Source organism: Pseudoselenomonas ruminis (genome assembly GCF_008271295.1).
GTDB classification, from domain to species: Bacteria; Bacillota; Negativicutes; order Selenomonadales; family Selenomonadaceae; genus Selenomonas_A; species Selenomonas_A ruminis.
Genome location: NZ_VTOY01000001.1, coordinates 1 through 22,419, shown reverse-complemented (window position 1 = coordinate 22,419; position 22,419 = coordinate 1). Strand labels below are relative to the sequence as shown.

The following is a 22,419-nucleotide window of genomic DNA, read 5'->3' as shown; positions in this document are numbered from 1 at the left end:
CTATTATATCCTGCTTTTCTTGAAATTCCTATGAAAAAAGAACGGATTTCCTAAGAAATCCGTCCTTTCCTCATTTCTATGTAATTACAGGCTCACACCAGGAAACATTATTCGCGGCCAAGACGGTCTCTGAGAATGACGTCATGGGAACCGCCCTCAACGATACTCGTAGCCGATACAAGCGTGAGTTTTGCCTTGTCGCGGAATTCCGGCAGGCTCAGTGAACCACAGTTGCACATCGTGCTGCGAATCTTCGCGAGCGTCGTCTGAACGTTGTCTTTGAGCGGGCCAGCATACGGTACATAGGAGTCAACGCCTTCCTCGAAGGAAAGTTTGCGCGCACCGCCGAGATCGTAACGCATCCAGTTGCGGGCACGGTTGGAACCCTCGCCCCAGTACTCTTTGTAGTACGTGCCATTGACTTTGACTTTATCCGTCGGGCTCTCGTCGAAACGGGAGAAGTAGCGGCCGAGCATCAGGAAGTCAGCGCCCATTGCCAGTGCCAGCGTCATATGATAGTCATGGACGATACCGCCATCGGAGCAGATTGGAATATAAATACCCGTTTCTTCATAGTATTTATCGCGCTCACGGCAAACGTCGATAAGTGCCGTAGCCTGGCCGCGGCCGATACCTTTCGTCTCACGCGTGATGCAGATGGAACCACCGCCGATACCGACTTTAATGAAGTCAGCGCCAGCCTCAGCCAGGAAGCGGAAGCCCTCGCCGTCGACGACGTTGCCGGCACCGACTTTGACATCCTCACCGAAATTCTCATGGATGTATTTGAGCGTGATGCGCTGCCACTCGGAGAAACCTTCCGAGGAATCGATGCAGAGTACATCAGCGCCAGCCTTCAAGAGAGCCGGAACGCGCTCAGCATAGTCGCGCGTGTTGATACCTGCACCGACGATGTAGCGTTTGTTTTTATCGATGAGCTGGAGCTCATGCTCTTTATCGCTCGTATAATCCTTGCGGAATACCATGTAACGGAGGTGCTGATTTTTATCAACAATCGGCAGCATATTAAGCTTGTTTTCCCAAATCAGGTCGTTGGCCTGGCTGATGGTCGTTACTTCCTCAGCTTTTGCATAAACGAGCTTGTCAAACGGGGTCATGAATTCCTGTGCCTGCGTATCAAGCGACATGCGGGAAACGCGATAGTCACGGCTCGTTACGATACCCAGCAGTTTACCGTCCGGCGTACCATCCTCAGTAACGGCCATCGTAGAATGGCTCGTTCTCTGCAGGAGGTCAAGAATTTCTCCGAGCGTCGTAGTCGGTTTGATGTTGGAATCAGAACTTACAAAACCGGATTTGTAGTTTTTGACGCGAGCCACCATTGCTGCTTCTTCTTCAATCGTCTGCGAACCATAAATGAAGGATACGCCACCCTCCTGAGCGAGTGCGATTGCCATCTTATCGTTCGAAACAGCCTGCATGATAGCCGAAGTCATCGGGATGTTCATGGAGATTTTCGGCTCCTCACCCTTTTTGAACTTTACCAGCGGAGTTTTGAGCGATACATTGTTCGGAATACATTTGTCCGAGGAATATCCCGGAACAAGCAAATACTCGCCAAAAGTGTGTGATGGTTCTTTAAAATAGAATGCCAACGTAACCCCTTCTTTCTTGATACCTTTGAATACCTATCGCAATAGTACACTGTGCCTGTGTATATTGTTATATATGTTAATATAATTGCGAATCTGTGTCAATCTTAAAACTGCAGTTCGCTTTACAATGTTACAAACGGGTAATTCGGGCGTAAAAATAGCAGCCAATGCTTTTTTCTCATTGACTGCTATTCGTCGCTATTCGTTTTTATCGTCTTCATTTGGTTACCTTTTGGGTACTCTTACGGGCCCATCGGACTCCCCTCCTTAATCAGCTCGTGTACACTTCAGGAATCTGATTTTCCGTTGGCTAGCTATTACCTTTTCAGAATTATCAGTTCCTTTATTTGGTTTTATTATAGCGTGGAGTTTTATGAATGTCAATAATTTTCTGATTATATCAGTAAAAATTTTAACAACAAAAAAGGACCTAGCAAACTGCTAAGTCCTATTATTTCAAAATGGTGGAGACGAGGAGAATCGAACTCCTGACCCCCTGCTTGCAAGGCAGGTGCTCTCCCAGCTGAGCTACGCCCCCATTGGTTTAAATCGAACATTGTTATGGTGGAGACAAGGAGGATCGAACTCCTGACCTCTTGAATGCCATTCAAGCGCTCTCCCAGCTGAGCTATGCCCCCAAGACCAATCTGTCGATTTGTTGCTGTCAACAGATAATATTATAAGGGGCTGACAACTTTCTGTCAACCCCTTATTTTTAAAATTTACCAGCAATTATATTTTTGCAAATTCGAGTTTTACCCGCGTATCATACATGCGTTCATAGTAGGTCTGATAATCGCCACTGATGATCCCCATCCACCAATCGCGGTTATCCAGATACCATTTCACGGTTTGCTTGATTCCATCCTCGAACTTCGTCGTCGGTTCCCAGCCCAGTTCCTCACGAATCTTGGTCGGGTCGATGGCATAGCGGCGGTCGTGGCCCTTGCGGTCCGTGACATACTCGATGTTTTCCTCGCCCTTACCCAATTCTTTCAGGATGGTTTTGACGACATCGATATTCGAGCGCTCATTATGGCCGCCAATGTTATAGACTTCACCGACTTTGCCCTTCTGCAGGATGATGTCAATGGCCGCGCAATGGTCCTCAACATAGAGCCAGTCGCGAACGTTGAGCCCATCGCCATAAACCGGCAGTTTCTTATCCGACAGGGCGTTGATAATCATAAGCGGAATGAGCTTCTCAGGGAAATGGAACGGGCCATAGTTATTCGAGCAGCGCGAAATGGTCACCGGAATTTTGTACGTGCGCTGATATGCCTGAACCAGCAAATCAGCGCCGGCTTTCGATGACGAATACGGGCTTGACGTATGAAGCGGCGTCGTCTCCGTAAAGAAGAGATCCGGACGGTCCAGCGGCAAATCGCCATAAACTTCATCCGTCGAGACCTGATGATAGCGGTCAATGCCGTATTTGCGGCAGGCATCGAGCAGGACGCTCGTACCGATGACATTGGTCTGCAGGAAGATTTCCGGATTCTCGATTGACCGGTCAACATGCGACTCTGCGGCAAAGTTCACGATGATATCCGGTTTTTCCGTCTCAAACATCTTATAGACCTGCGTACGGTCGGCAATATCACCGCGAATGAATTTGAAATTATCCTTCGTCAGCGCTTTTTCCAGCGTTTCCAGATTGCCGGCATAGGTGAGTTTATCAAAGCAGATAATCTTATCAGCCGGATGCTTCTTGAGCATGTAATACACAAAGTTAGAACCGATAAAACCGGCTCCGCCAGTTACAACGATATTCATAGAAATTACCTCTTTCCTATCAACCCTCATATACAAAGTTGAGGTGATTTGCTGCCCTCTCCTTGAGCGTCGGGGCGTTCTTGTCCTTATCGGACAGGATGACCGGCTCGATTGGCCACTCTACCCCGATATCCGCATCATCCCAGCGGATATTGCCGTCGCATTCCGGCGCATAGTAGTTATCTGCCTTATACTGCACTTCGACATCATCAGTCAATGTGATAAAGCCATGGGCAAACCCGCGCGGAATGAAGAGCTGTTTCTTATTATCCGCCGAAAGCTCAACGCCAACCCACTGGCCATACTGCGGCGATCCCTTGCGGATATCGACGGCCACATCAAAAATCTTGCCGCGCGTGCAGCGAAGAAGTTTTGCCTGGCACTTCGGATTCAGCTGGTAATGAAGGCCGCGAAGCGTTCCCTTCTGCGCCGAAAAGGACTGGTTGTCCTGCACAAAATCCACGTTTATGCCGGCCTCTTCCATTTTGCGCTTGGACCAGCTCTCCATAAACCAGCCGCGTGCATCGCCAAATACCTGCGGCTCCAGTATAAATACACCTTTTAATTTTGTTTCTGTTGCTTTCACTAGTTTCACTCTTTCAGCATATTGATTAAATATTTTCCGTACTCATTTTTCAGCAATGGCTGGGCCAGTTTCTCCACCTGAGCAGCATCGATGTAACCCATGCGATAGGAAATCTCCTCGAGGCAGGCAATCTTTAAGCCCTGACGCGCCTGAATAGTGCGCACGAACGCACCGGCATCCAGCAGGGATTCATGCGTGCCGGTATCGAGCCAGGCATAGCCGCGGCGCATCTTTTCCACCTGCAGTGTGTTGCGCTCCAAATAGACCTTATTTACGTCTGTAATCTCCAATTCCCCACGTGCCGACGGACGGATGGTCTTGGCGATATCGACGATATCCTTGTCATAAAAATAAAGCCCCGTAACCGCATAATTCGACTTCGGTTCCTTCGGTTTCTCCTCAAGGCTCAGAGCTTTTCCCTCGGCATCAAATTCCACTACACCATAGCGTTCCGGGTCAGAGACATAATAAGCAAATACCGTCGCGCCCTCATCGAGGGATGCCGCCCGCTGCATGGCCTGCGCAAGGTCCGAACCGTAAAAGATATTGTCGCCGAGAATCAGGGCGCAGGCCTCACCGTTTATGAACTGCTCCCCAATCAAAAACGCCTGTGCCAGTCCATCGGGACTTGGCTGCACCGCATAGGAAATCTGGATTCCCAGCTGGCTGCCATCACCCAAAAGCTGCCGGAACAACTCCTGATCCTCCGGCGTCGTAATAATCAGGATATCGTTAATGCCCGCCAGCATCAGCGTACTCAGCGGATAATATATCATCGGCTTATCGTATACCGGCATGAGTTGTTTGGAAACAACTTTCGTGAGCGGATAGAGACGCGTTCCCGAACCGCCTGCTAGTATTATTCCTTTTCTTATCAAAAGAAAATCACCTCCGGATTTCGTTGCATCTTTAATATTATACAACAAACCGGGGTGATTTTCCTTCTTTTATGAAGTTGTTATTTGAATTCGACGAACTCGTCGATACGGGCGCCGCCCTTTATCATCGGCTCCACGAAGCTCCGCCAGACATTAAGCACGATAACTCGCGGATGTTCTTTATCCTCCAAAGCCCGCTGCAAGGCCTCCGCAAATTCCTCCTGCGTGGATACGCTCTCGGCTTCTATGCCAAAGCTCCCCGCATAGGCGGCATAATCCATCGGATAATCAAACTCGCAGGCGATATAGCGCTCCTTGTACATGACTTTCTGCAACTGGCGAATCATGCCCAGGCTCGTGTTATTCACAATAAGCGAAATGATTGGCAGCTGCAGCCGCGCAATGGTGTAATATTCATTGCCCGTCATCTTGATGCCGCCATCGCCGGCCACATGGATTACCCGCCGGGTATCTCCATAGGCAAGCTGGGCGCCCATGGCTGCCGGCAAGCCAAACCCCATCGTCCCGAGACCGCCAGATGTCAGCCATGTGCGCGGTTCCTCAACGCGAAGGTGAAGTGCCGCCCACATCTGATGCTGGCCCACATCGGTAGCGTAGGCGTATTTTTTTCCCCGCGTGCTGACCGCGATTTGATGCATGGCCCAAGGCACGGTCAAACGGTTAAGGTGATAATCGTATTCGTAGGATTCCTTCCACTTGCGGATTTGCGTCCACCAGTCGGTAAGTTCTCCGCCCGGCTCATGGCGCATGATAAGCGCCAGTATCTTTTTCATATCGCCAGCCAGCCCCAGCGTATTGCGCACATTCTTGTCAATCTCAGCCGGGTCGATATCGATATGAATGAACTTCGTATCCTGGGTATACTTCTTGAGGTTTCCCGTCTGCCGGTCGCCAAAACGGCTGCCGATGGCCACGACTAAGTCAGCAGCCGCAATCGCATGATTGGCCGCTTTCTCGCCATGCATGCCAGCAAAGCCCAAGGACTGCGGATGGGAGCTTGGTATCGCCCCCAAGCCCATCAGGGTATGGACCACCGGCAAATGGAATTTTTCCACAAACGCCGTGACTTCAGCCGAGGCCCCGGCCGAAATAACGCCGCCTCCAACGATAACCACCGGCTGCTTTGCCCGGGCGATTTCCTCAGCCGCCTCAGCTGCACAGATTAAAAAATCCGCATCCGGTTCGCCGCCGCGTTTTGCTTCCGGTTCCAGTGCCGTAAACTCGACATCCGCAAAGAATAAATCCCGCGGAACATCGATGAGCACGGGACCTGGGCGGCCCTTGCGAGCCAGTTTGAAAGCTTCCCGAATGGTTGGCACCAACTGGCGTGCCTCTTTTACCTTGTAATTATGCTTGGTAATGGGCATGGTGACATCGAGGATATCGGTTTCCTGGAAGGCATCTTTGCCGAGAAGCGTCGTATCCACCTGACCGGTAATCGCCACAATCGGAATGGAATCCATAAAGGCGGTGGCAATGCCCGTTACGAGATTTGTCGCGCCGGGCCCGGACGTTGCAATGCAGACACCGACTTTCCCCGTAGCCCGCGCATAACCGTCGGCGGCATGCGCCGCATTCTGTTCATGCGTAACGAGCACCTGATGAATGTCCTTGTCATCATAAAATGCATCATACAGCGGCAGAATCATGCCGCCGGGATAGCCAAAAACTGTGGTAACGCCCTGCTCCTTGAGGCAGGCCGCTACTGCTTGTGCACCATTCAAACAATCGCCTCCTAACAGCCTACCCCAAGTGGGAAGACTTAAATACGCTCACAGATTACCCGTGTAATCTCTTCGGTATTCGCCTTCGAAAATCCTTCTTTCCAAAGGTCCGGCGTGCGATAACCGTCAGCCAATGCCTTATCTACCGCGTTTTCAATCGCCTTGGCCGCCTGCTCTTCATGCAGCGAATAGCGCAGCAGCATTGCGGCCGACAGGATGGTTCCCATCGGATTGGCAATCCCCTTGCCGGCGATATCCGGCGCACTGCCGTGAATCGGCTCGTACAAGCTCGTGCAGGTACCGATGGAAGCCGACGGCATCATTCCAATCGAACCGCCAACCACAGCGGCCTCATCGGATAAAATATCGCCAAACAGGTTGCCCGTCACAATGACATCAAACTGCGTCGGGCGGATGGCCAGCTGCATCGCACAGTTATCGACGTAGAGGTTGTTGAGCTCCACATCCTTATATCCTTCGGCAGTTTTGGCCACCGTGCGGCGCCAGAGCCGCGACGTTGCCAGCACGTTTGCCTTATCGACTGATGTGACCTTCCCGCGGCGCAATTTCGCCGTCTCGAAGGCGAGTTTTGCGATGCGCTCAACTTCCGGAACGGAATAGTTTTCCAAATCCCAAGCCCGTTCTGCACCATTGTGCTGCTCGGATTCGCATTTGTCGCCGAAATAGATGCCGCCGACGAGCTCACGCACGATAACGAGGTCGACGCCGCGCACGAGTTCCGGTTTGAGCGGCGAATAGTCGACCAGCGCATCGGCGACCTTTACCGGACGCAGGTTGGCATAAAGGTCGAGATTCTTGCGCAGGCCAAGGATGGCCTTTTCGGGGCGAAGAGCCGGGTCAACGTTATCCCATTTGTCCCCGCCCACAGCACCGAACAATACCGCATCCGACTCCTTGCAGGCATCGATGGTCTCCTGCGGCAGCGGCGTGCCGAATTTATCATAAGCCGTACCGCCGGCATCATGATAGGCAAACGAGAGGCCCAGGCTAAACTTCTCATCGGCTTTCTTTAAAACTTCTACGGCTGAATCGGTGATTTCTTTGCCGATGCCGTCGCCCGGAATTACCGTAATCTTATACGCCATAGTTATTTTTTCTCCTTTATGTAGTTGATGAGACCGCCAGCCTTGGCAATATCCTGAATAAAGCCCGGCAAGGGGTTCGCATGGAAGACATCGCCAGTCGTGACATTTTCAATTACCCCCGTAGCCGTATCCACCCGCAGCTGGTCATCGGCACTGATTTTTTCCACATCATCGCCAATTTCCAAAAGCGGCAGGCCGATATTGATGCCGTTGCGATAAAAGATGCGGGCAAAATTGGCCGCAATGACCACTGGCACACCAGAAGCTTTAATGGCTACCGGCGCATGTTCACGCGAGGAGCCGCAGCCAAAGTTTTTGCCGCCCACCATGATATCGCCAGCTTTGACATTCTGGGAGAAGCTCTCATCGATATCGACCATGCAATGGCTGGCCAGTTCTTTCGGGTCAAACGAATTCAGATAACGAGCGGGAATGATGACGTCTGTATCAATATTGTCGCCGTAGCGCCATACCTTACCTTCTAACTTCATATCACTTTACCTCCTCTGGCGTTGCGATGCGTCCCAAGACGGCACTGGCTGCCGCAACATGCGGTCCTGCCAGATATACCTCACTGTCTACATGTCCCATACGGCCGCGGAAGTTGCGGTTCGTCGTCGACACGCATTTTTCGCCGGCTGCCATGATGCCCATGTAACCGCCCAGGCACGGGCCGCAGGTCGGCGTCGATACCGAGCAGCCGGCATCGATAAACGCATCGATATAACCAAGGCGCATGGATTCTTTATAAATGGCCGGGCTGCCCGGAATGATAATGCAGCGCACGCGGTCAGCCACCTTATGGCCTTTGAGGATCTCCGCGGCAATCTGCATGTCCTCCAAGCGGCCGTTGGTGCAGGAACCGATGATTACCTGGTCGATGGCAATCGGCGTTTCGATATCCTCTACCCGTTTCGTATTGCCCGGAAGATGCGGGAACGCAACCACTGGCTTCAGTTCACTGAGATTGATTTCAACCGTCTGGCAGTACTGCGCATCGGCGTCAGCCTCGACCGGCTCATACGGCTTCTTGACGCGGCCCTCAACATACTCCTTGCAGACTTCATCGAACGGGAAAATGCCATTTTTGCCGCCGGCTTCAATCGCCATATTGGCAATAGTCAGGCGGTCCGTCATCGTGAGTTCCTTGACGCCCGGGCCCGTAAATTCCAGCGATTTATAACGGGCACCATCGACGCCAATCATGCCGATAAGCGTCAGGATGACATCCTTGCCGTTGATGTTTTCCGGCTTTTGACCGGTCAAATTGACTTTAATCGCCTCCGGCACCTTGAACCAGGCTTCACCAGTTGCCATAGCTGCGCCCAAATCCGTGGAGCCGACACCGGTGGCAAAGCCATTGACTGCGCCATAGGTGCAAGTATGGGAATCCGCACCGATGGTCAGCATGCCTGGGCCAACGATGCCCTTTTCCGGCAGGATGACATGCTCGATACCAACGCGGCCCTGCTCGAAGTAATTGACGATATTCCATTTATTGGCAAAGTCGCGAACAGCTTTGGCCAGTTCCGCTGATTTGATATCCTTGGCCGGCTGGAAATGGTCCGGAACCAAGGCGATTTTCTCGTTGTCAAAAACAGGCCGTCCGATTTCCTCAAATTTCTTAATCGACGGCGGCGCCGTTATATCATTGGCCAATACCATGTCCAGCTTACAGGTAATCAGCTGACCGGCTTTGACCGACTCCAAGCCTGCATGACGGGCCAGGATTTTCTCACTCATATTCATGCCCATGTTGTTGCCCTCCTAGTCATATATCCTAAAGAAAGCCTTCCCCTTCGGGGGAAGGCTTTTAATCTGTTCGATTGCACCAATTAGTCTTTCGACAGGTCTGCACCATCGCGGAGCCACGGCATCATCTGACGGAGCTCAGCACCGACTTTTTCAATCGGATGCTCAGCATGGAGACGACGCTGAGCCATGAAGTTTGCACGGCCAGCTGCACGGTTCTCCAGCAGCCAGTTGCGGGCAAACGTACCATCCTGGATTTCCTTCAGGACTTTCTTCATCTCTTTCTTCGTCTCTTCCGTGATGATGCGCGGGCCTACCATGTAATCGCCGTATTCAGCTGTATCGGAGATGGATTTGCGCATCTTCGTGAAGCCGCCCTCATAGCAGAGGTCAACGATGAGTTTCATCTCATGGAAGCACTCGAAGTATGCCATTTCTGGCGGATAACCAGCCTCAACGAGGACTTCGTAACCCGTCTGCATCAGCTGGCAAACGCCACCGCAAAGGACTGCCTGCTCACCGAAGAGGTCTTCTTCCGTCTCATCGCGGAACGTCGTCTGCAGAACGCCGGAACGCGTAGCACCGAGGCCTTTTGCATAAGCCAGCGCGATATCAAAGCACTTACCCGAAGCATCCTGATGAACAGCGAATACTGCCGGAACGCCGGAACCTTCCGTATACGTGCGGCGAACGAGATGGCCCGGGCCTTTCGGAGCGACCATGAATACGTCGACATTAGCCGGCGGAACAATCTGCTGGTAATGAATGTTGAAGCCATGAGCAAACGCAAGAGCACTGCCATCTTTGAGGTTCGGAGCAATTTCGTTCTTATAGACATCGGACTGTTTCTCATCCGGAATCAGGACCATCGTGATGTCAGCCTCTTTGACTGCATCCGCAACGCTTTTGACCGTCAGGCCATGCTCTTCAGCAACTTTTTTGGACTTAGAACCCTCATAGAGGCCGACTACAACGTCAACGCCGCTTTCTTTGAGGTTCAAGGCATGTGCATGTCCCTGGCTGCCATAGCCAATGACTGCAACTTTTTTGCCGTTTAAGACTTCCCAGTTGACATCCTGATCATAATAAGTTTTTGCCATAGTACTCTCTCTCCTCACAATGTTCATAAATGGTATGCTCACCGCGTTCCAATGCAATAAGACCAGTACGGATGACTTCGGCAATGCCATAAGGCTCGACAAGCTTCAAAAAAGCTGAAACCTTATCATCGCTCCCCGTTATCTCAAAGACCAGCGTAGACGAGTCCACATCTACTACATGAGCCCGAAAGAGCTCCGCCATCTTCAAGACATCGAGTCTGCTCGTATCATCCGCTTTGACCTTGATAAGCGTCATTCCGCGGCACACAGCGGTCTTTTCATCCAAACGCTGAACGGCCTGCACCACCGGCATCTTTTCGAGCTGCTTTATCATCTGCTCCACAAGATTTTCATCTCCCTGCACCACGACCGTAATGCGGGAAAATTCCGGGCGTTCGGTCACTCCCACCGACAAGCTGTCGATGTTGAATTCCCGTCTGGAAAACATACTTACAACCCGAACCAGTACGCCGGTCTGATTTTCGACAAATACAGACAAAACATGTTTCATGGCCATTCTCCTCTCCATATTGCCTAAAACCAAAGTCGTTGCTGTTTCTAAAATGTAACGTTGTAAAGCATGTATACATTATTACGCCGATAGACGGTTTTGTCAATAGAGTTTTGTAACATTTTTGTATTTTGTCGATGATTTTTAATATTTTATTCCGCTTACCAAGTACAAAGCTCGCCATATCAATTCATTTTTCAGCATATCTGTCCATCTTACAAGGAACGCAGGTTATATTTTCTTGCTTTTTTCTGAATCGTCATTTGATTTGCTATCTTTTTATGTTTTTTCCTTGCTAGTCTTTCCCAAGCATTTGTGATACGATAAGGCAAACCTATTTTAACTATTGGAAAGGAACCATCTATTTTGCAATCTGTTCGCATTACCGGCCATGCCGATACCATCGGCGAAATCATTTCGCCACTGCTCACCTGGTATAAGGGACAGGCCCAAACGCGCCAGCTCCCTTGGCGTGAGGAACCTACGCCTTATCACACCTGGCTCTCGGAAATCATGCTGCAGCAAACGCGGGCGACAGCAGTCATTCCCTATTACCACCGCTTTTTAGCAGCGTTTCCTGATATTGCCGCTCTGGCAGCTGCTGACGATGAAGTTCTGATGAAATGCTGGCAGGGACTCGGCTACTACTCACGGGCGCGGAATCTCAAAAAAGCCGCGCAGGTCATTATGAAAGAATATCAAGGAGAGCTCCCGTCCACGCAAAAACAGCTCATGGCCCTCCCAGGCATTGGCCGCTACACGGCTAACGCCATCGCCTCCATCGCCTTCGGCCTGCCGCTGCCAGCTGTTGACGGCAATATCCTCCGCGTTATCGCCCGCGTCATCACCTGCCGTGACGACATCATGGCGGCGCGTACGCGAACGGCCTTCGAGCAGCTGCTCCTGCCCCACTATCCTACGGGGAAAGACGCGGGCGCACTGAATCAGGCCTTTATGGACCTCGGCGCCACCATCTGCCTGCCCCATGGCGCGCCGCATTGTTCCCGCTGTCCACTCGCCAGCCTGTGTCTGGCAAACGAAACAGAAACCCAGCAGGAATTTCCGCAAAAAGCCACTGCCAAAGCCAGGAAGGTGGAAGACCGCACTATCCTGCTGCTCCAACAGGGCAGCTGTATAGCCCTGCACAAACGCCCCAACCGCGGGCTGCTTGCCGGACTATGGGAGTTTCCCAATTTGACTGGTCAACTTGACTTGTCAAATGTCAAAGATTATCTGCGCAAGCACCAGCTGACAGCCGTGAAAATTGAAAAACTGCCTGCTGCCAAACACATCTTTTCCCATGTTACCTGGCAGCTGACTGGCTGGAAAATCCAGCTGGACACGGCCGGATTAACGGCAGCCGAAGCAAGGGACCAATTCATCTGGGCCACCCCTGAAGAAATTGCCGGCAAGTATAGCATCCCAGCCGCCTTTGCTCACTATATTTCCTATATAAAATAATGCTTTTGGCAGGAGATTTTTTTCGCTTGGCGAAAAATAAAAAATAAATAGTACAAGCAATAATTCAAAAAACATTCCGATGAAATTTTTTGGCATAAGCAGAGAGGTGTTGCGAAATGATGAATATTTTTTCTTCGACTATGAAGAAAGCCGAAGCTGCCAGCCCGGCAGCTGCCCGCGTTACCCCAGCTGCTCCTGTTGTCTCCACGCAGCAGGATATGAAGGTTGCTTACCTTGGCAAAAGTGACCTTACGGCAGTCCGTCTCAAAGACCTAGCTGATGTCGCCGAGGGCTGTGCGCTCATCATGGGCTTTGTATCGCCAGATCTCAATCTTTCCGAAGTTGCTTCAGCGATCAAACGTGAAGTTCCAACTACCACCAAGGTTATTTTGATGACCACCTCCGGCGAGCTTTGCCGCCCGCAGGGCAGCCGTACGCTTTACTGCGAAGCACCAGATGGCCGGGCCAAAGTACTTCTTCAATCCTTCTCGAACCGCATGATTGAAGAAGCGCATATCATGAGCATCCCGCTACCGAGCGAAGACCTCCGCCGCGGCGAAGTCGAGCTCACGGTCAATGAGCGCGTTGCCGCCATCCGCCGCGAAATCGACAAGCTGCCGGTTCCGTTCCGCCTCAGCGTTGCGCATTCTTTCGCCATGATTTACATCGATGGCGCGTCGGCCTGCGAGACCTTCGTGCTGCAGGCACTATTCGAGTCGGGCAAATATCCGATTCCGTTTATCGGCGGCAGCTCGGCTGGCGATATGACCTTTACGCATACGTATATCTACAATGACAAGCAGTGTCTTGAAAATCATGCAGTCATCACGCTGATCCGCCTCAAGAAGGCCTATCGCTATGGTATCTTCAAATCGCAGGCCGTCGAGCGCACGGGTGACGTATTCACCGTTGGCAGTGCCAACACCGCCCTGCGCTACGTCGAGACCGTCGAAGGTCCAAACGGCGAACCGGTCTCCTTTATCGAGACGCTCAAAGACCACTTTGGCGCCAGCAGCACGGCTGACCTGCAGACAAAGCTGCAGGGATATACGTTTGCCACCGATGTCAACGGCGATGATTTTGTCCGCACGATTTCCGGCATCGACGATGTCAATGACCGCATCAGTTTCTTCTGCGATGTCGTAACGGGCGAGAAACTTTACCTGCTCAAACGCCAGTCACTCGAGTCAACACTTAACCGCGATATCCGCAGCTACACGAACGGCAAACCACATGCCGTCGGCGCTATCCTCAATGACTGCATCCTGCGCCGTCTCGGCTATCCGGAAGAAATCAAGCATATGGACTTCTTCGATGATTTACCCGTTGCTGGTTTCTCAAGCTTTGGTGAAATCATGGGGCTTCATGTCAATGAGACGCTGACAGCCATCTGTTTCTACCACGTGCCCGAAGGACAGTCCTTCTCTGACGCCTATGTCGATAACTTTGCGCGCAGCTATGCAAACTGCAACTCGTTCTTCTTCAAACGCGTCATCGACCGGCAGAAACACACCGAGATACTCAAGGACAACCTCATCAATATGTTCAAGGATTACCAGTCGAAGATGCCTGGCATCGTGCAGACCATCATGCGCATGTCCGGGGATGTCGACCTTATCCAGGAGGCTATCCAGCAGCTCTCCAAGGGCATCGACGAGCAGAACGGTCTTTTCAATCAGCTGACCGACCGCAACCGTGAGATCACGCCGAAACTCGACATGCTCTCGCAGAGCACGCAGAAGATTGACGATGTCATGAAGATGATCAACGAGATTGCCGCGCAGACGAACCTGCTCGCCCTCAACGCCGCCATCGAGGCTGCCCGGGCTGGCGAGGCTGGCCGCGGATTCTCCGTTGTCGCCCAGGAAGTCCGCAAGCTCTCGGAAAACACGCAGACGAGCCTGCATACCTCCGACGAGGCCATCAAGGTCCTGCTGCACGACGTCGCTGAAATCGACAACATCCTCTCGGCCAACAAGGACTTCGAAGATAAGATCAACGAATTCGACAAACACTTCGCGGCCGAGATGAAGAATCTCCACAAGAGCCTCAACGAAGGTGTCGCCCATATCCAAAAATCCACGCAGTCGATTCAGGCACTCGAGGCCATCAACGAACGGACTGCCGCTGAAATGGAAAAACTTACGACAATCATCCACAATATCGAGATGGGTATCTAATCAGATGAGGAACAAAAAAAGAACTATGGTGCCATGCACCATAGTTCTTTTTTGTTCCTCATCTGATTCGTTCTGCCGCCAAATCAGCAAGCTTCTGCTCCAAACGTGCCAATTTCGATTTCTGGCGCAGCTCTTCGGGGGTATAAGTTATAAGCAGCGACCCCGTCAGCGGATTTATCGCCGCCGATTTTACGCCAGTAAAGGACCTCACATAATCCTCCAAGGATTTTTGCCACTGCGGATTAGCTGCCAGCATGCTGCTGCGCAGGCGCACCCGCCCGGGCATATAGGAATCCACCTGAAAGCTGGCCGCTATATGCGCTAGCGACGTGTCCTCGCCCACCTTCTCAACCTTGATGATAAACTCGCCAGCCTCGACCACACTGCCCGCATAAACCGGCGACTCCGCGTGTTTCATGGCTGGATTCGACTCGCCGGTGATGGATGCCTGGTTGACAGCGGCATCACCCGCCAGCACCCGGCCATCGACTACGATTTTCTCGCCCGTATGGGCCGCAATCGTATCGCCAACTTTGACCTGCTCGACGGGGACTTTCTTTTCCGTATCGCCCTCAACGAGCCACACATAGCGCTGGTCAAGCGACAGCAGCCCCGAAATATGGGTGCGCGCCTTCTCGGCGGCGTAGCTTGTGAGCATTTCGGCACCATATTCGTTGGGATTTGCATCTTTCCCAGCAAACTCAAAACGATTTCCCCCTAATCATACAAAAAGACTGCCGCAAAAGTGCAGAGCGGCAGTCTCCTTTCTCGTCCTGAAACGAATTATTATTTGCTAGCCTTTTTAGCTTCCTGAGCTGCGATAAGATCCTCGAGCTCTTCCTTCTGGCGCTGGAGGTCAGCAATCGGAAGTTCAGCCAGCACAGCGAATAAGAATAAACAACAACAAGCCAATCCCTGCACCGACAATCGAACCATTCATGCGAATCCACAGAAGGTCAGGCTCGACCTTATCGTAAACAAGATGATTGAGCTGCTCATCGGTAAGCCGCGACAGGACGTTCGTGACGATGACACCGACGAGTGTCTGCGCATGCAGCGCCGTGCGCGCAATAAGGTCATAGAGGAAATGACCGACCGAGCGGCGCAGCACCTCATCCGACTTCACGAGTTGCAGCATGCGCCGGTACTCACCGCGCAGGATTTCCTCGAGCCGTGTCCGAAGGGCCGGCATATGCTCGGTAAGCGGGTCGACATGGCGCGCTTTGTCCTCAGCAAAATGGCGGTGCAGATGGTCAAGCGTCCGGAAAACGGCCTCCTCAAGCGGCAGATCATTGACGAGCCGGTCTTTGAGTTCATGAACAAGTTCATGGAAAGAAGGCTCCTGATTAAGCTCGGCAGCTTTTTCATAAAACAGCGCGAGCATTTCTTGCTGCAAGTGGGAATCCTTCGTTGCCAGGTCGTCGAGCATCACTACAATCTGCTGCTGTACAAGCTTTGCGGCCTCGTCGTAATTGACGAGGTCTACGGCCTTGGCCAGCCCCATCAGGAAAGCCCCCAGCGAATTATCCTGCACCTTTTCCTCGCCATAGCGCTCAAACATCGCCGCCAGAGCGCCGCGGGTTTCCTCCGCAGCTGCCCGGCTGCGAAGATAGATAGCCACGCGGCTCAAAAACTCCTTATCCTTGCCCGTCTGCCGCAGCCAGCCGCCCCACATCGCAAAGAACGGTTCTGGCTCAAGCGCATCGAGCGTGCCGCGGAATCTACCGGCAATCACTTTCGCCTGCGCCTTTGCATCCTGCTGCAATAAAAAGTCCCGGGCATAATGGACGAGACGCAAAACCAACTGGTTCTCCGTCTCAGGCTCAGCCAGCCAGCTCAAAAGCATCGGCAAGAGATGCAGCCGCTCCAAATGGCGGAATACCTTGCGCCGCGAAAAGAACTCCTTCTGCACCATCGTCACCGATGCCTCGATAAACGACTGGCGCCGGCGCGGCAAGATAGCCGTATGATAAGGGAACCCAAGCGGCTTGCGGAAAATTGCCGTCACCGCAAACCAGTCGGCAATGCCGCCGACGAGGGCCGCCTCGGCACAGAACAGAAACGCATCGGCCAGCACCTTATCCGGATAAGTCAGATGCAGGGCTAACGCCAGGAAAAAAATCAGCAGCGCCAAAAGCAACGTCTTATCGGCCTTGTTCCAATCCGCCCATCTCATAGTCCCCACATCCTTTCCAGCAGCGTGACGACCAAGTAAAGCCCCATGCCAACCAGCGAGCCGACCAGAGAACCATTGATGCGGATCATCTGCAAATCGTCCTGGACCTTGGCCTCGACGAAGGCCACGAGTTCATCGTCAGAGAACTCAGCAAGCCGTTCGCGGATAATTCCCGGAATCAAATCATGATGTTTCGTCAGCTCATCTTCGACAAACTGCTTGACGAAACGGTCAAAGCGCCGCTGCCACGGCTCTGAGCGCGTAAAATCATCAATGCGGTCATCGAGGAAAACATGCACCTGTGGCAGCCAGAACGGCGCCTCGCCCTTGAGATTTGCCTCAAGCCAGCGCGCAAGCCCGCCTTCGATATCAAGACGCTCGAGCAGCTGCTCCTTGCGGTCCTGCAAAATATCGCGCAGCCGCGCATCCTGGCTCAATGCGCGCAGCATAGTCTCAAGGCCAGCCTTTATGCTGGCATAGCTTTCCGTCGGCTCGGCCAGCATAGTCGTTAACTGCTGCTGCATGCGCGCGAGCAGCAGCTCGAGAATCCGCTCATCGGTAATGCCCAGTGAAGCGAGCACAAAAGCCCGTCCCGCTGAGTCCTTCTCATACTGCTGGCGCAGACTCGTGATGCGCGCGAGCAGTACCTGCTGCAGTGGTTCTGAAGCCAGCAGCCGCTGGCTGATGGCTAATAGGCTTGCCAGTATCCGCTCCGAATGCTCCTCCTCAGCCAGCATGCGCAAGAGGTCAGACACGACATCCTCCAGCGCAAACGACTGGAGCCCCTCGCGGATTGCCGGCGAAAGCTCGGCCGCTACCGCGGCCGTATCAAGGTCATCCACCGCCCGGAGCAGGACTGTCTCGACCACTTCATGCACGCGCTCACGGCCGCCGCGATGCTCGAGATACTCGACGAGCAGGCGTGCCGTATCCTGTCCCTCAATGACGCGCATAATGTTCTGCGTACTCAACAGATCATCGCTGGCAAACGTCACGATGGCGTCCATGATGCGCGACCGGTTGCGGCGCAGGATATCCGTGCGATACGATATGCCGAGTGGTTTATGGAAAATCGCCGTCACGGCAAACCAGTCGGCCAGGCCGCCAATCGTTGCGGCCAGAAATCCGTGATGCAAAAGGCCTGGCAAAAAGCCAGTGCCGCCGGCTGCCATCGTTCCGATGAAACCGGCGGCACTAATGCCTAAAGCCAGGTTGGCTTTATTTTTTGTCTGCAAAAGTCACACCTCAAATACGACCCGTAATCTCTTTCAGATATTCCTTGAACGGTCCGCCTAAATCCTCACGGCGCAGTGCAAACTCTACTGTCGCCTTGAGGAAGCCGAGCTTATCGCCAACATCGTAGCGCTTGCCTTCAAAATCATAGGCGTAGACGGCATCCTCCCGCGCCAGAACTTTAAGTGCGTCAGTCAGCTGTATTTCGCCGCCCTTACCCGGCTTCGTCTGCTCAAGAATGTCAAAAATATGCGGCTTGATGATATAGCGTCCCAATACGGCCATGCGGCTTGGCGCCTCTTCGCGCGCCGGCTTTTCGACCATGTCGGTAACCTTCATCAAACGGTCATTATCGGTCTTAGTGCCCGCAACGATACCGTAAGCGGAGACCTTTTCCTCCGGCACATTCTGGCAGCCAAGCACGGAACCGCCCGTGGCCTCATAAACATCCATAAGCTGGCGCAGCGCCGGCTTTTCCGGATTATAGACCACATCATCACCCAGGAGTACCGCAAAGGGTTCATTGCCCATGAACGCTTTGGCACAGAGAATTGCATCACCCAAACCGCGCATATAACGCTGGCGGATGTAATGAATATTGATGTCGGCAGTCTCTTGGACTTTTTCCAAAAGGTCCAGTTTTCCCTTCTTTTCCAATTCTGCTTCGAGTGCTGGTGCCCCATCAAAATGGTCTTCGATAGCACGCTTGCCGTGACCACTGATAATCAGGATATCTTCGATACCACTGGCCATTGCCTCTTCCACGATATACTGAATGGTCGGCTTATCGACAATCGGCAGCATCTCCTTCGGCGTCGCCTTCGTGGCCGGCAAAAAACGCGTACCATAACCAGCTGCTGGAATTACTGCTTTCTTTATCTTCTGCATAGTATAAATCCCCTTATTGGTAAAATGTCCTAAGTATATATATTATACATGAATGGAAAAATTCCTGCTACTTACCAAAACCCACACCCAATGCCCCAAAACAAAAACCAACGAACGATTGCTTACACGCCCGTTGGTTTCCTTTTTAACCGATATAGGTAACTTCATTGCCCTTAATGGGAATTTCGCGGCGGTTCGGCATGCCATCTTCCGTATCAGCATAGCCTAGGGATAGCGAACCAAATACTGCTTCATTCTCATGCAACCCCAGTTCATAAAGATACTCCATAATAACCGGATTGTCCTTGAGCCAGCGCAGTTGGTTGATCCAGCAGGAACCAAGGTCAAGGGCATTGGCCGCGAGCATCATATTCTCGATGGCGCAGGCCGTATCCGCATAGCGGTTGCCATAGTTGCGCTTGTTGGCAACGATAATCAGGCAGGGTGCATTGTATTTGAACACATAATTTCCCTTCTTGGAGAGTCGGATTGCACTGCCGATATCTTCGCTGTTCTCGTCGGTAATCTCCATCTTGGCGAATTCTTCCTGCACCAGGCGTACCAGCGTGTCGAGCACTTCTTTATCACGGACTACCAAGAAATGATTCTGCTGTTTGTTCTTGCCGCTTGGTGCCTGCCGCCCGGCTTCAATTACCTGCCGCAACTTTTCTTCCTCAATCGGCTCCGGCTTGAATTTTCGCGTACTGTGCCGCGACGCGATACATGGCAGAGCGCCCTTCATGAGGTTTTCTTCCGACCAGGTCAGAAGGTCGATGGCATCACTGACTTTCTTATGCGATTTCTGATGGCCCTCCATCAGCAGCACATCATCGACATCTTCGAGTTTGCTGATTACATAATCAAACCATTCCATATCCGGCTGTTTATCCATTCTATGCCCTCCATTTCATTCGGTTCTATTGTATATAATTCGTTGTCAAAAGAAAAAAACCTGCCTCCAAATGGAAGCAGGCATTTCTTTTTATTGAATTTTTCCTTATTTTGCCATAAGTTTTGCCACTTTATTCGCAAATTCAACCGGATTCTCCGGCAGAATCCCCTCGATGAGGAGTGCCTGCGTGTAGAGAAGATCGCAGTAGTCTTTGAACTCTGCACTGTCTTTGCCGGCCTCGTGCAAGGACTGCAGACGCGTGAAGAGGTCATGATGCGGATTGATCTCAAGAATACGGCGTGCCTTGAAGAGCGGATTGTTCATGTCGGCAAAAGTCTGCTCCATCGACAGTGACGGACCAGCCTCATCGGCAACGAGGCAGACTGCACTCGATTTGAGGCGGGCCGAAACCTTGACATCAGCGACTTTTTCCCCCAGAGCTTCCTTGATATCCTTCATGAGGTCGTCATTCTTCTTCTGGATGTCCTCCGTCTCTTTCTTGACTTCCTGGCTCTCAGCATCGTCGAGATCCAGGTCGCCGCGGCTGATGGAATGGAACTGTTTGCCCTCGTACTCGCGCAGTGCTTCGATGCAAAGTTCGTCCACCGGATCTAACAGATAGAGGACTTCGATGCCCTTGTCGCGCAGCGTCTCCATCTGCGGCAGCTGCTCAATCGTCTGCTTGTCTTTTGCCGTCGCATAGTAGATTTTCTTCTGGCTTTCCGGCATGCGCTCAACGTATTCTTTCAGCGATACCAGCTTGCCCTCTTTCGAACTCATGAAGAGCAGCAGATCTTTGAGGTTGTTGATGGTATCCATGCCCGAATAAACGCTGCCATAGACGCCAATCTTCAGCGACTTGCCAAACTCGTTCCAGAACTTCTCATAGTCCTCGCGTTTGTTCTTCATCTTACGGCCGAGTGCCTTGAGGATATTTTTCTCCAGTGCCTTGCCGATGGTCTTGAGCTCACGGCTCTGCTGAAGCAGCTCGCGGCTGATGTTGAGCGAAAGGTCTGGCGAATCGACGAGGCCCTTCATGAAGCGCAGATAATCCGGCAGCAGGTCTTTGCACTTGTCCATGATGAACACGTGACGGGAATAGAGCTGAACACCCGGCTCATAATCCGTATGGTAGAGGTTGAACGGTGCATGCGCCGGAATTGCAAGCAACGCCGTGTACTCAACCGACCCCTCTGCATGGGTGTGGAATACCTCCATCGGTTTTTCCCACTCATGGAACTGATTCTTGAAGAACTCGTCGTATTCTTCGTCTTTGATTTCGGACTTATTCTTGGTCCAAAGCGGCTGCATAGAGTTCAGCGTGCGAAGCTCGACGCGTTTTACCTTTTCAGCACCCTCGATTTCCTTGCCGTCATCGTCTTTTGGCGTCTCCTCGAACGTGAAGTTCATCTTAATCGGATAGCGGACATAATCGGAGTATTTCTTGACGAGGCTTTCGAGCTTATACGTATCCGTGTAGTTCTCCTCCGAAGCATCGCCGAAGAACTCTTTGCCCAGCGTAATCGTAATCGTCGTGCCACGTTTTTCCTTCTCGCATTCTTCGATGCTGTAGGAACCGTCACCCGTGGACTCCCAACGCGTGCCCTGCGTCTCGCCAGCTTTGCGCGTCTCAATCGTAACCTTCTCGGCTACCATGAAGGCCGAATAGAAACCAACACCGAACTGGCCGATGAGCTCTTTATCCGTATTGCTCTCGCCATTTTCGCTGGCTTCTTTGGCTTTCTTGAGCTGTTCCATGAAAGCTTTCGTACCGGATTTGGCAATCGTACCGATATTTTCAATGACTTCTTCACGGCTCATGCCGATACCATTATCGGAAATCGTCAGCGTATGCGCATCTTTATCCGGCTCGAGGAAAATCTCAAAGTTGTCATCACCCTCAAGCAGGTCGCGATTCGTCAGGCTCTCAAAATGAACCTTGTCAATTGCATCCGATGCATTGGAAATAAGCTCACGCAGGAAAATCTCATGATTCGTGTAAATGGAATGAATCATCAGTTCCAGGAGCTGTTTGGTCTCCGCTTGAAATTCATGGGTTTCTTTTGCCATATCTATCTGCCTTCCTTTTCAGAAATAGTTTTTGAAGTTTTAGCACTCTTAGGCGCCGAGTGCTAACGTACAGGTATTAGTATACGACAAAAAAAACAAAAAGTCAAAATTTACACTTGACCGATCAAAGTTTTTTATACGCGATTTCCAAATTCTTATCCATATGGTCAGCCAGGCTTTCCTGCTGAACCATACCGCGAACCTGGGTCTCCGTAGAAGGCTTTCGCTGTTGAAACGTATTATACGCCACCCGGAATTCCTCAAACGTCCCCGCAAACCCCTGCTTCTTAGCCGCTTCATATAACTCTTCATAAGTCACCATAATCAAGACCTCCTCGTTTTTAATGCTTTTTCTATATTATACTATATCTCTGTAATTTAGATGCAATCACCGTTGCGTTTTCAAATTGCAGTTTGTGGGGTAGAGAGGCTGGGTTCGAAACAGCTCT

19 protein-coding genes, 2 tRNA genes and 1 pseudogene are annotated in these 22,419 nt (G+C 51.8%); 2 read left to right on the top strand and 20 right to left on the bottom strand.

Features of this window, described 5'->3' with window-relative positions; all coding sequences use genetic code 11:
* Positions 1-107: 107 nt before the first annotated feature.
* The 12 genes from FZ040_RS00110 to ilvN all read right to left on the bottom strand — a co-directional run bounded on the left by FZ040_RS00110 (position 108) and on the right by ilvN (position 11,070).
* On the bottom strand, positions 108-1,616 hold the full coding sequence (locus FZ040_RS00110) for an IMP dehydrogenase (RefSeq protein ID WP_149170122.1): 1,509 nt from the start codon (positions 1,614-1,616) through the stop codon (positions 108-110).
* 462 nt (positions 1,617-2,078) lie between these two features.
* Positions 2,079-2,154, bottom strand: a tRNA-Ala gene (locus FZ040_RS00105).
* A gap of 24 nt (positions 2,155-2,178) precedes the next feature.
* Positions 2,179-2,254: transfer RNA gene (locus FZ040_RS00100), tRNA-Ala, on the bottom strand.
* Positions 2,255-2,348: 94 nt separating this feature from the next.
* Positions 2,349-3,392 carry a dTDP-glucose 4,6-dehydratase gene (gene rfbB, locus FZ040_RS00095; RefSeq protein ID WP_149170121.1) on the bottom strand — a complete coding sequence of 348 codons (1,044 nt, stop codon included), beginning with the start codon at positions 3,390-3,392 and terminating at the stop codon, positions 2,349-2,351.
* Between the two features lie 19 nt (positions 3,393-3,411).
* Positions 3,412-3,978, bottom strand: a complete 567-nt coding sequence (rfbC, locus tag FZ040_RS00090; protein WP_149170120.1) for a dTDP-4-dehydrorhamnose 3,5-epimerase — start codon at positions 3,976-3,978, stop codon at positions 3,412-3,414.
* 5 nt (positions 3,979-3,983) lie between these two features.
* The gene (gene rfbA, locus FZ040_RS00085; RefSeq protein ID WP_149170119.1) at positions 3,984-4,856 is read right to left on the bottom strand and encodes a glucose-1-phosphate thymidylyltransferase RfbA; all 873 of its coding nucleotides are present in this window, start codon (positions 4,854-4,856) and stop codon (positions 3,984-3,986) included.
* 80 nt (positions 4,857-4,936) lie between these two features.
* The gene (ilvB, locus tag FZ040_RS00080; protein ID WP_149170118.1) at positions 4,937-6,601 is read right to left on the bottom strand and encodes a biosynthetic-type acetolactate synthase large subunit; all 1,665 of its coding nucleotides are present in this window, start codon (positions 6,599-6,601) and stop codon (positions 4,937-4,939) included.
* A 38-nt stretch (positions 6,602-6,639) separates the two neighbouring features.
* Positions 6,640-7,707, bottom strand: coding sequence for a 3-isopropylmalate dehydrogenase (gene leuB / locus FZ040_RS00075; protein ID WP_149170117.1), 1,068 nt, complete (start codon positions 7,705-7,707; stop codon positions 6,640-6,642).
* A 2-nt stretch (positions 7,708-7,709) separates the two neighbouring features.
* Positions 7,710-8,198 (bottom strand): 3-isopropylmalate dehydratase small subunit, encoded by a 489-nt coding sequence (locus FZ040_RS00070; protein ID WP_149170116.1) that lies wholly within the window; start codon positions 8,196-8,198, stop codon positions 7,710-7,712.
* A gap of 1 nt (position 8,199) precedes the next feature.
* Positions 8,200-9,462 carry a 3-isopropylmalate dehydratase large subunit gene (gene leuC, locus FZ040_RS00065; RefSeq protein ID WP_149170115.1) on the bottom strand — a complete coding sequence of 421 codons (1,263 nt, stop codon included), beginning with the start codon at positions 9,460-9,462 and terminating at the stop codon, positions 8,200-8,202.
* Positions 9,463-9,542: 80 nt separating this feature from the next.
* Positions 9,543-10,559, bottom strand: a complete 1,017-nt coding sequence (gene ilvC / locus FZ040_RS00060; RefSeq protein ID WP_149170114.1) for a ketol-acid reductoisomerase — start codon at positions 10,557-10,559, stop codon at positions 9,543-9,545.
* On the bottom strand, positions 10,540-11,070 hold the full coding sequence (gene ilvN, locus FZ040_RS00055; RefSeq protein WP_149170113.1) for an acetolactate synthase small subunit: 531 nt from the start codon (positions 11,068-11,070) through the stop codon (positions 10,540-10,542). Before ilvN ends, ilvC begins: the two co-directional genes overlap by 20 nt.
* A gap of 366 nt (positions 11,071-11,436) precedes the next feature.
* Between ilvN and mutY the strand changes: the two genes are divergently transcribed.
* The gene (gene mutY / locus FZ040_RS00050) at positions 11,437-12,531 is read left to right on the top strand and encodes an A/G-specific adenine glycosylase (protein ID WP_255448678.1); all 1,095 of its coding nucleotides are present in this window, start codon (positions 11,437-11,439) and stop codon (positions 12,529-12,531) included.
* Between the two features lie 116 nt (positions 12,532-12,647).
* On the top strand, positions 12,648-14,711 hold the full coding sequence (locus FZ040_RS14305) for a methyl-accepting chemotaxis protein (RefSeq protein ID WP_304621455.1): 2,064 nt from the start codon (positions 12,648-12,650) through the stop codon (positions 14,709-14,711).
* A 58-nt stretch (positions 14,712-14,769) separates the two neighbouring features.
* Here the strand turns inward: FZ040_RS14305 and FZ040_RS14150 are convergent, their stop codons facing one another.
* From FZ040_RS14150 to FZ040_RS00005, 8 genes and pseudogenes are all read right to left on the bottom strand, one after another.
* Positions 14,770-15,009, bottom strand: coding sequence for an HMA2 domain-containing protein (locus FZ040_RS14150; RefSeq protein ID WP_255448725.1), 240 nt, complete (start codon positions 15,007-15,009; stop codon positions 14,770-14,772).
* A 15-nt stretch (positions 15,010-15,024) separates the two neighbouring features.
* Positions 15,025-15,378, bottom strand: a pseudogene (locus FZ040_RS14145) (P-type ATPase actuator domain-containing protein); the annotation flags it as partial.
* A 204-nt stretch (positions 15,379-15,582) separates the two neighbouring features.
* Positions 15,583-16,887: a DUF445 domain-containing protein gene (locus FZ040_RS00030; RefSeq protein ID WP_149170112.1), complete on the bottom strand. Its 1,305-nt coding sequence runs from the start codon at positions 16,885-16,887 to the stop codon at positions 15,583-15,585.
* Positions 16,884-18,122: a DUF445 domain-containing protein gene (locus tag FZ040_RS00025; RefSeq protein ID WP_149170111.1), complete on the bottom strand. Its 1,239-nt coding sequence runs from the start codon at positions 18,120-18,122 to the stop codon at positions 16,884-16,886. Before FZ040_RS00025 ends, FZ040_RS00030 begins: the two co-directional genes overlap by 4 nt.
* 10 nt (positions 18,123-18,132) lie before the next feature.
* Entirely contained in the window at positions 18,133-19,008 is an 876-nt protein-coding gene (gene galU / locus FZ040_RS00020) for a UTP--glucose-1-phosphate uridylyltransferase GalU (protein ID WP_149170110.1), read from the bottom strand.
* Between the two features lie 145 nt (positions 19,009-19,153).
* Positions 19,154-19,900 carry a nitroreductase gene (locus FZ040_RS00015; RefSeq protein ID WP_255448677.1) on the bottom strand — a complete coding sequence of 249 codons (747 nt, stop codon included), beginning with the start codon at positions 19,898-19,900 and terminating at the stop codon, positions 19,154-19,156.
* Between the two features lie 105 nt (positions 19,901-20,005).
* Positions 20,006-21,970, bottom strand: coding sequence for a molecular chaperone HtpG (gene htpG, locus FZ040_RS00010; RefSeq protein WP_149170109.1), 1,965 nt, complete (start codon positions 21,968-21,970; stop codon positions 20,006-20,008).
* Positions 21,971-22,094: 124 nt separating this feature from the next.
* Entirely contained in the window at positions 22,095-22,292 is a 198-nt protein-coding gene (locus FZ040_RS00005; RefSeq protein WP_149170108.1) for a hypothetical protein, read from the bottom strand.
* Positions 22,293-22,419 lie beyond the last annotated feature (127 nt).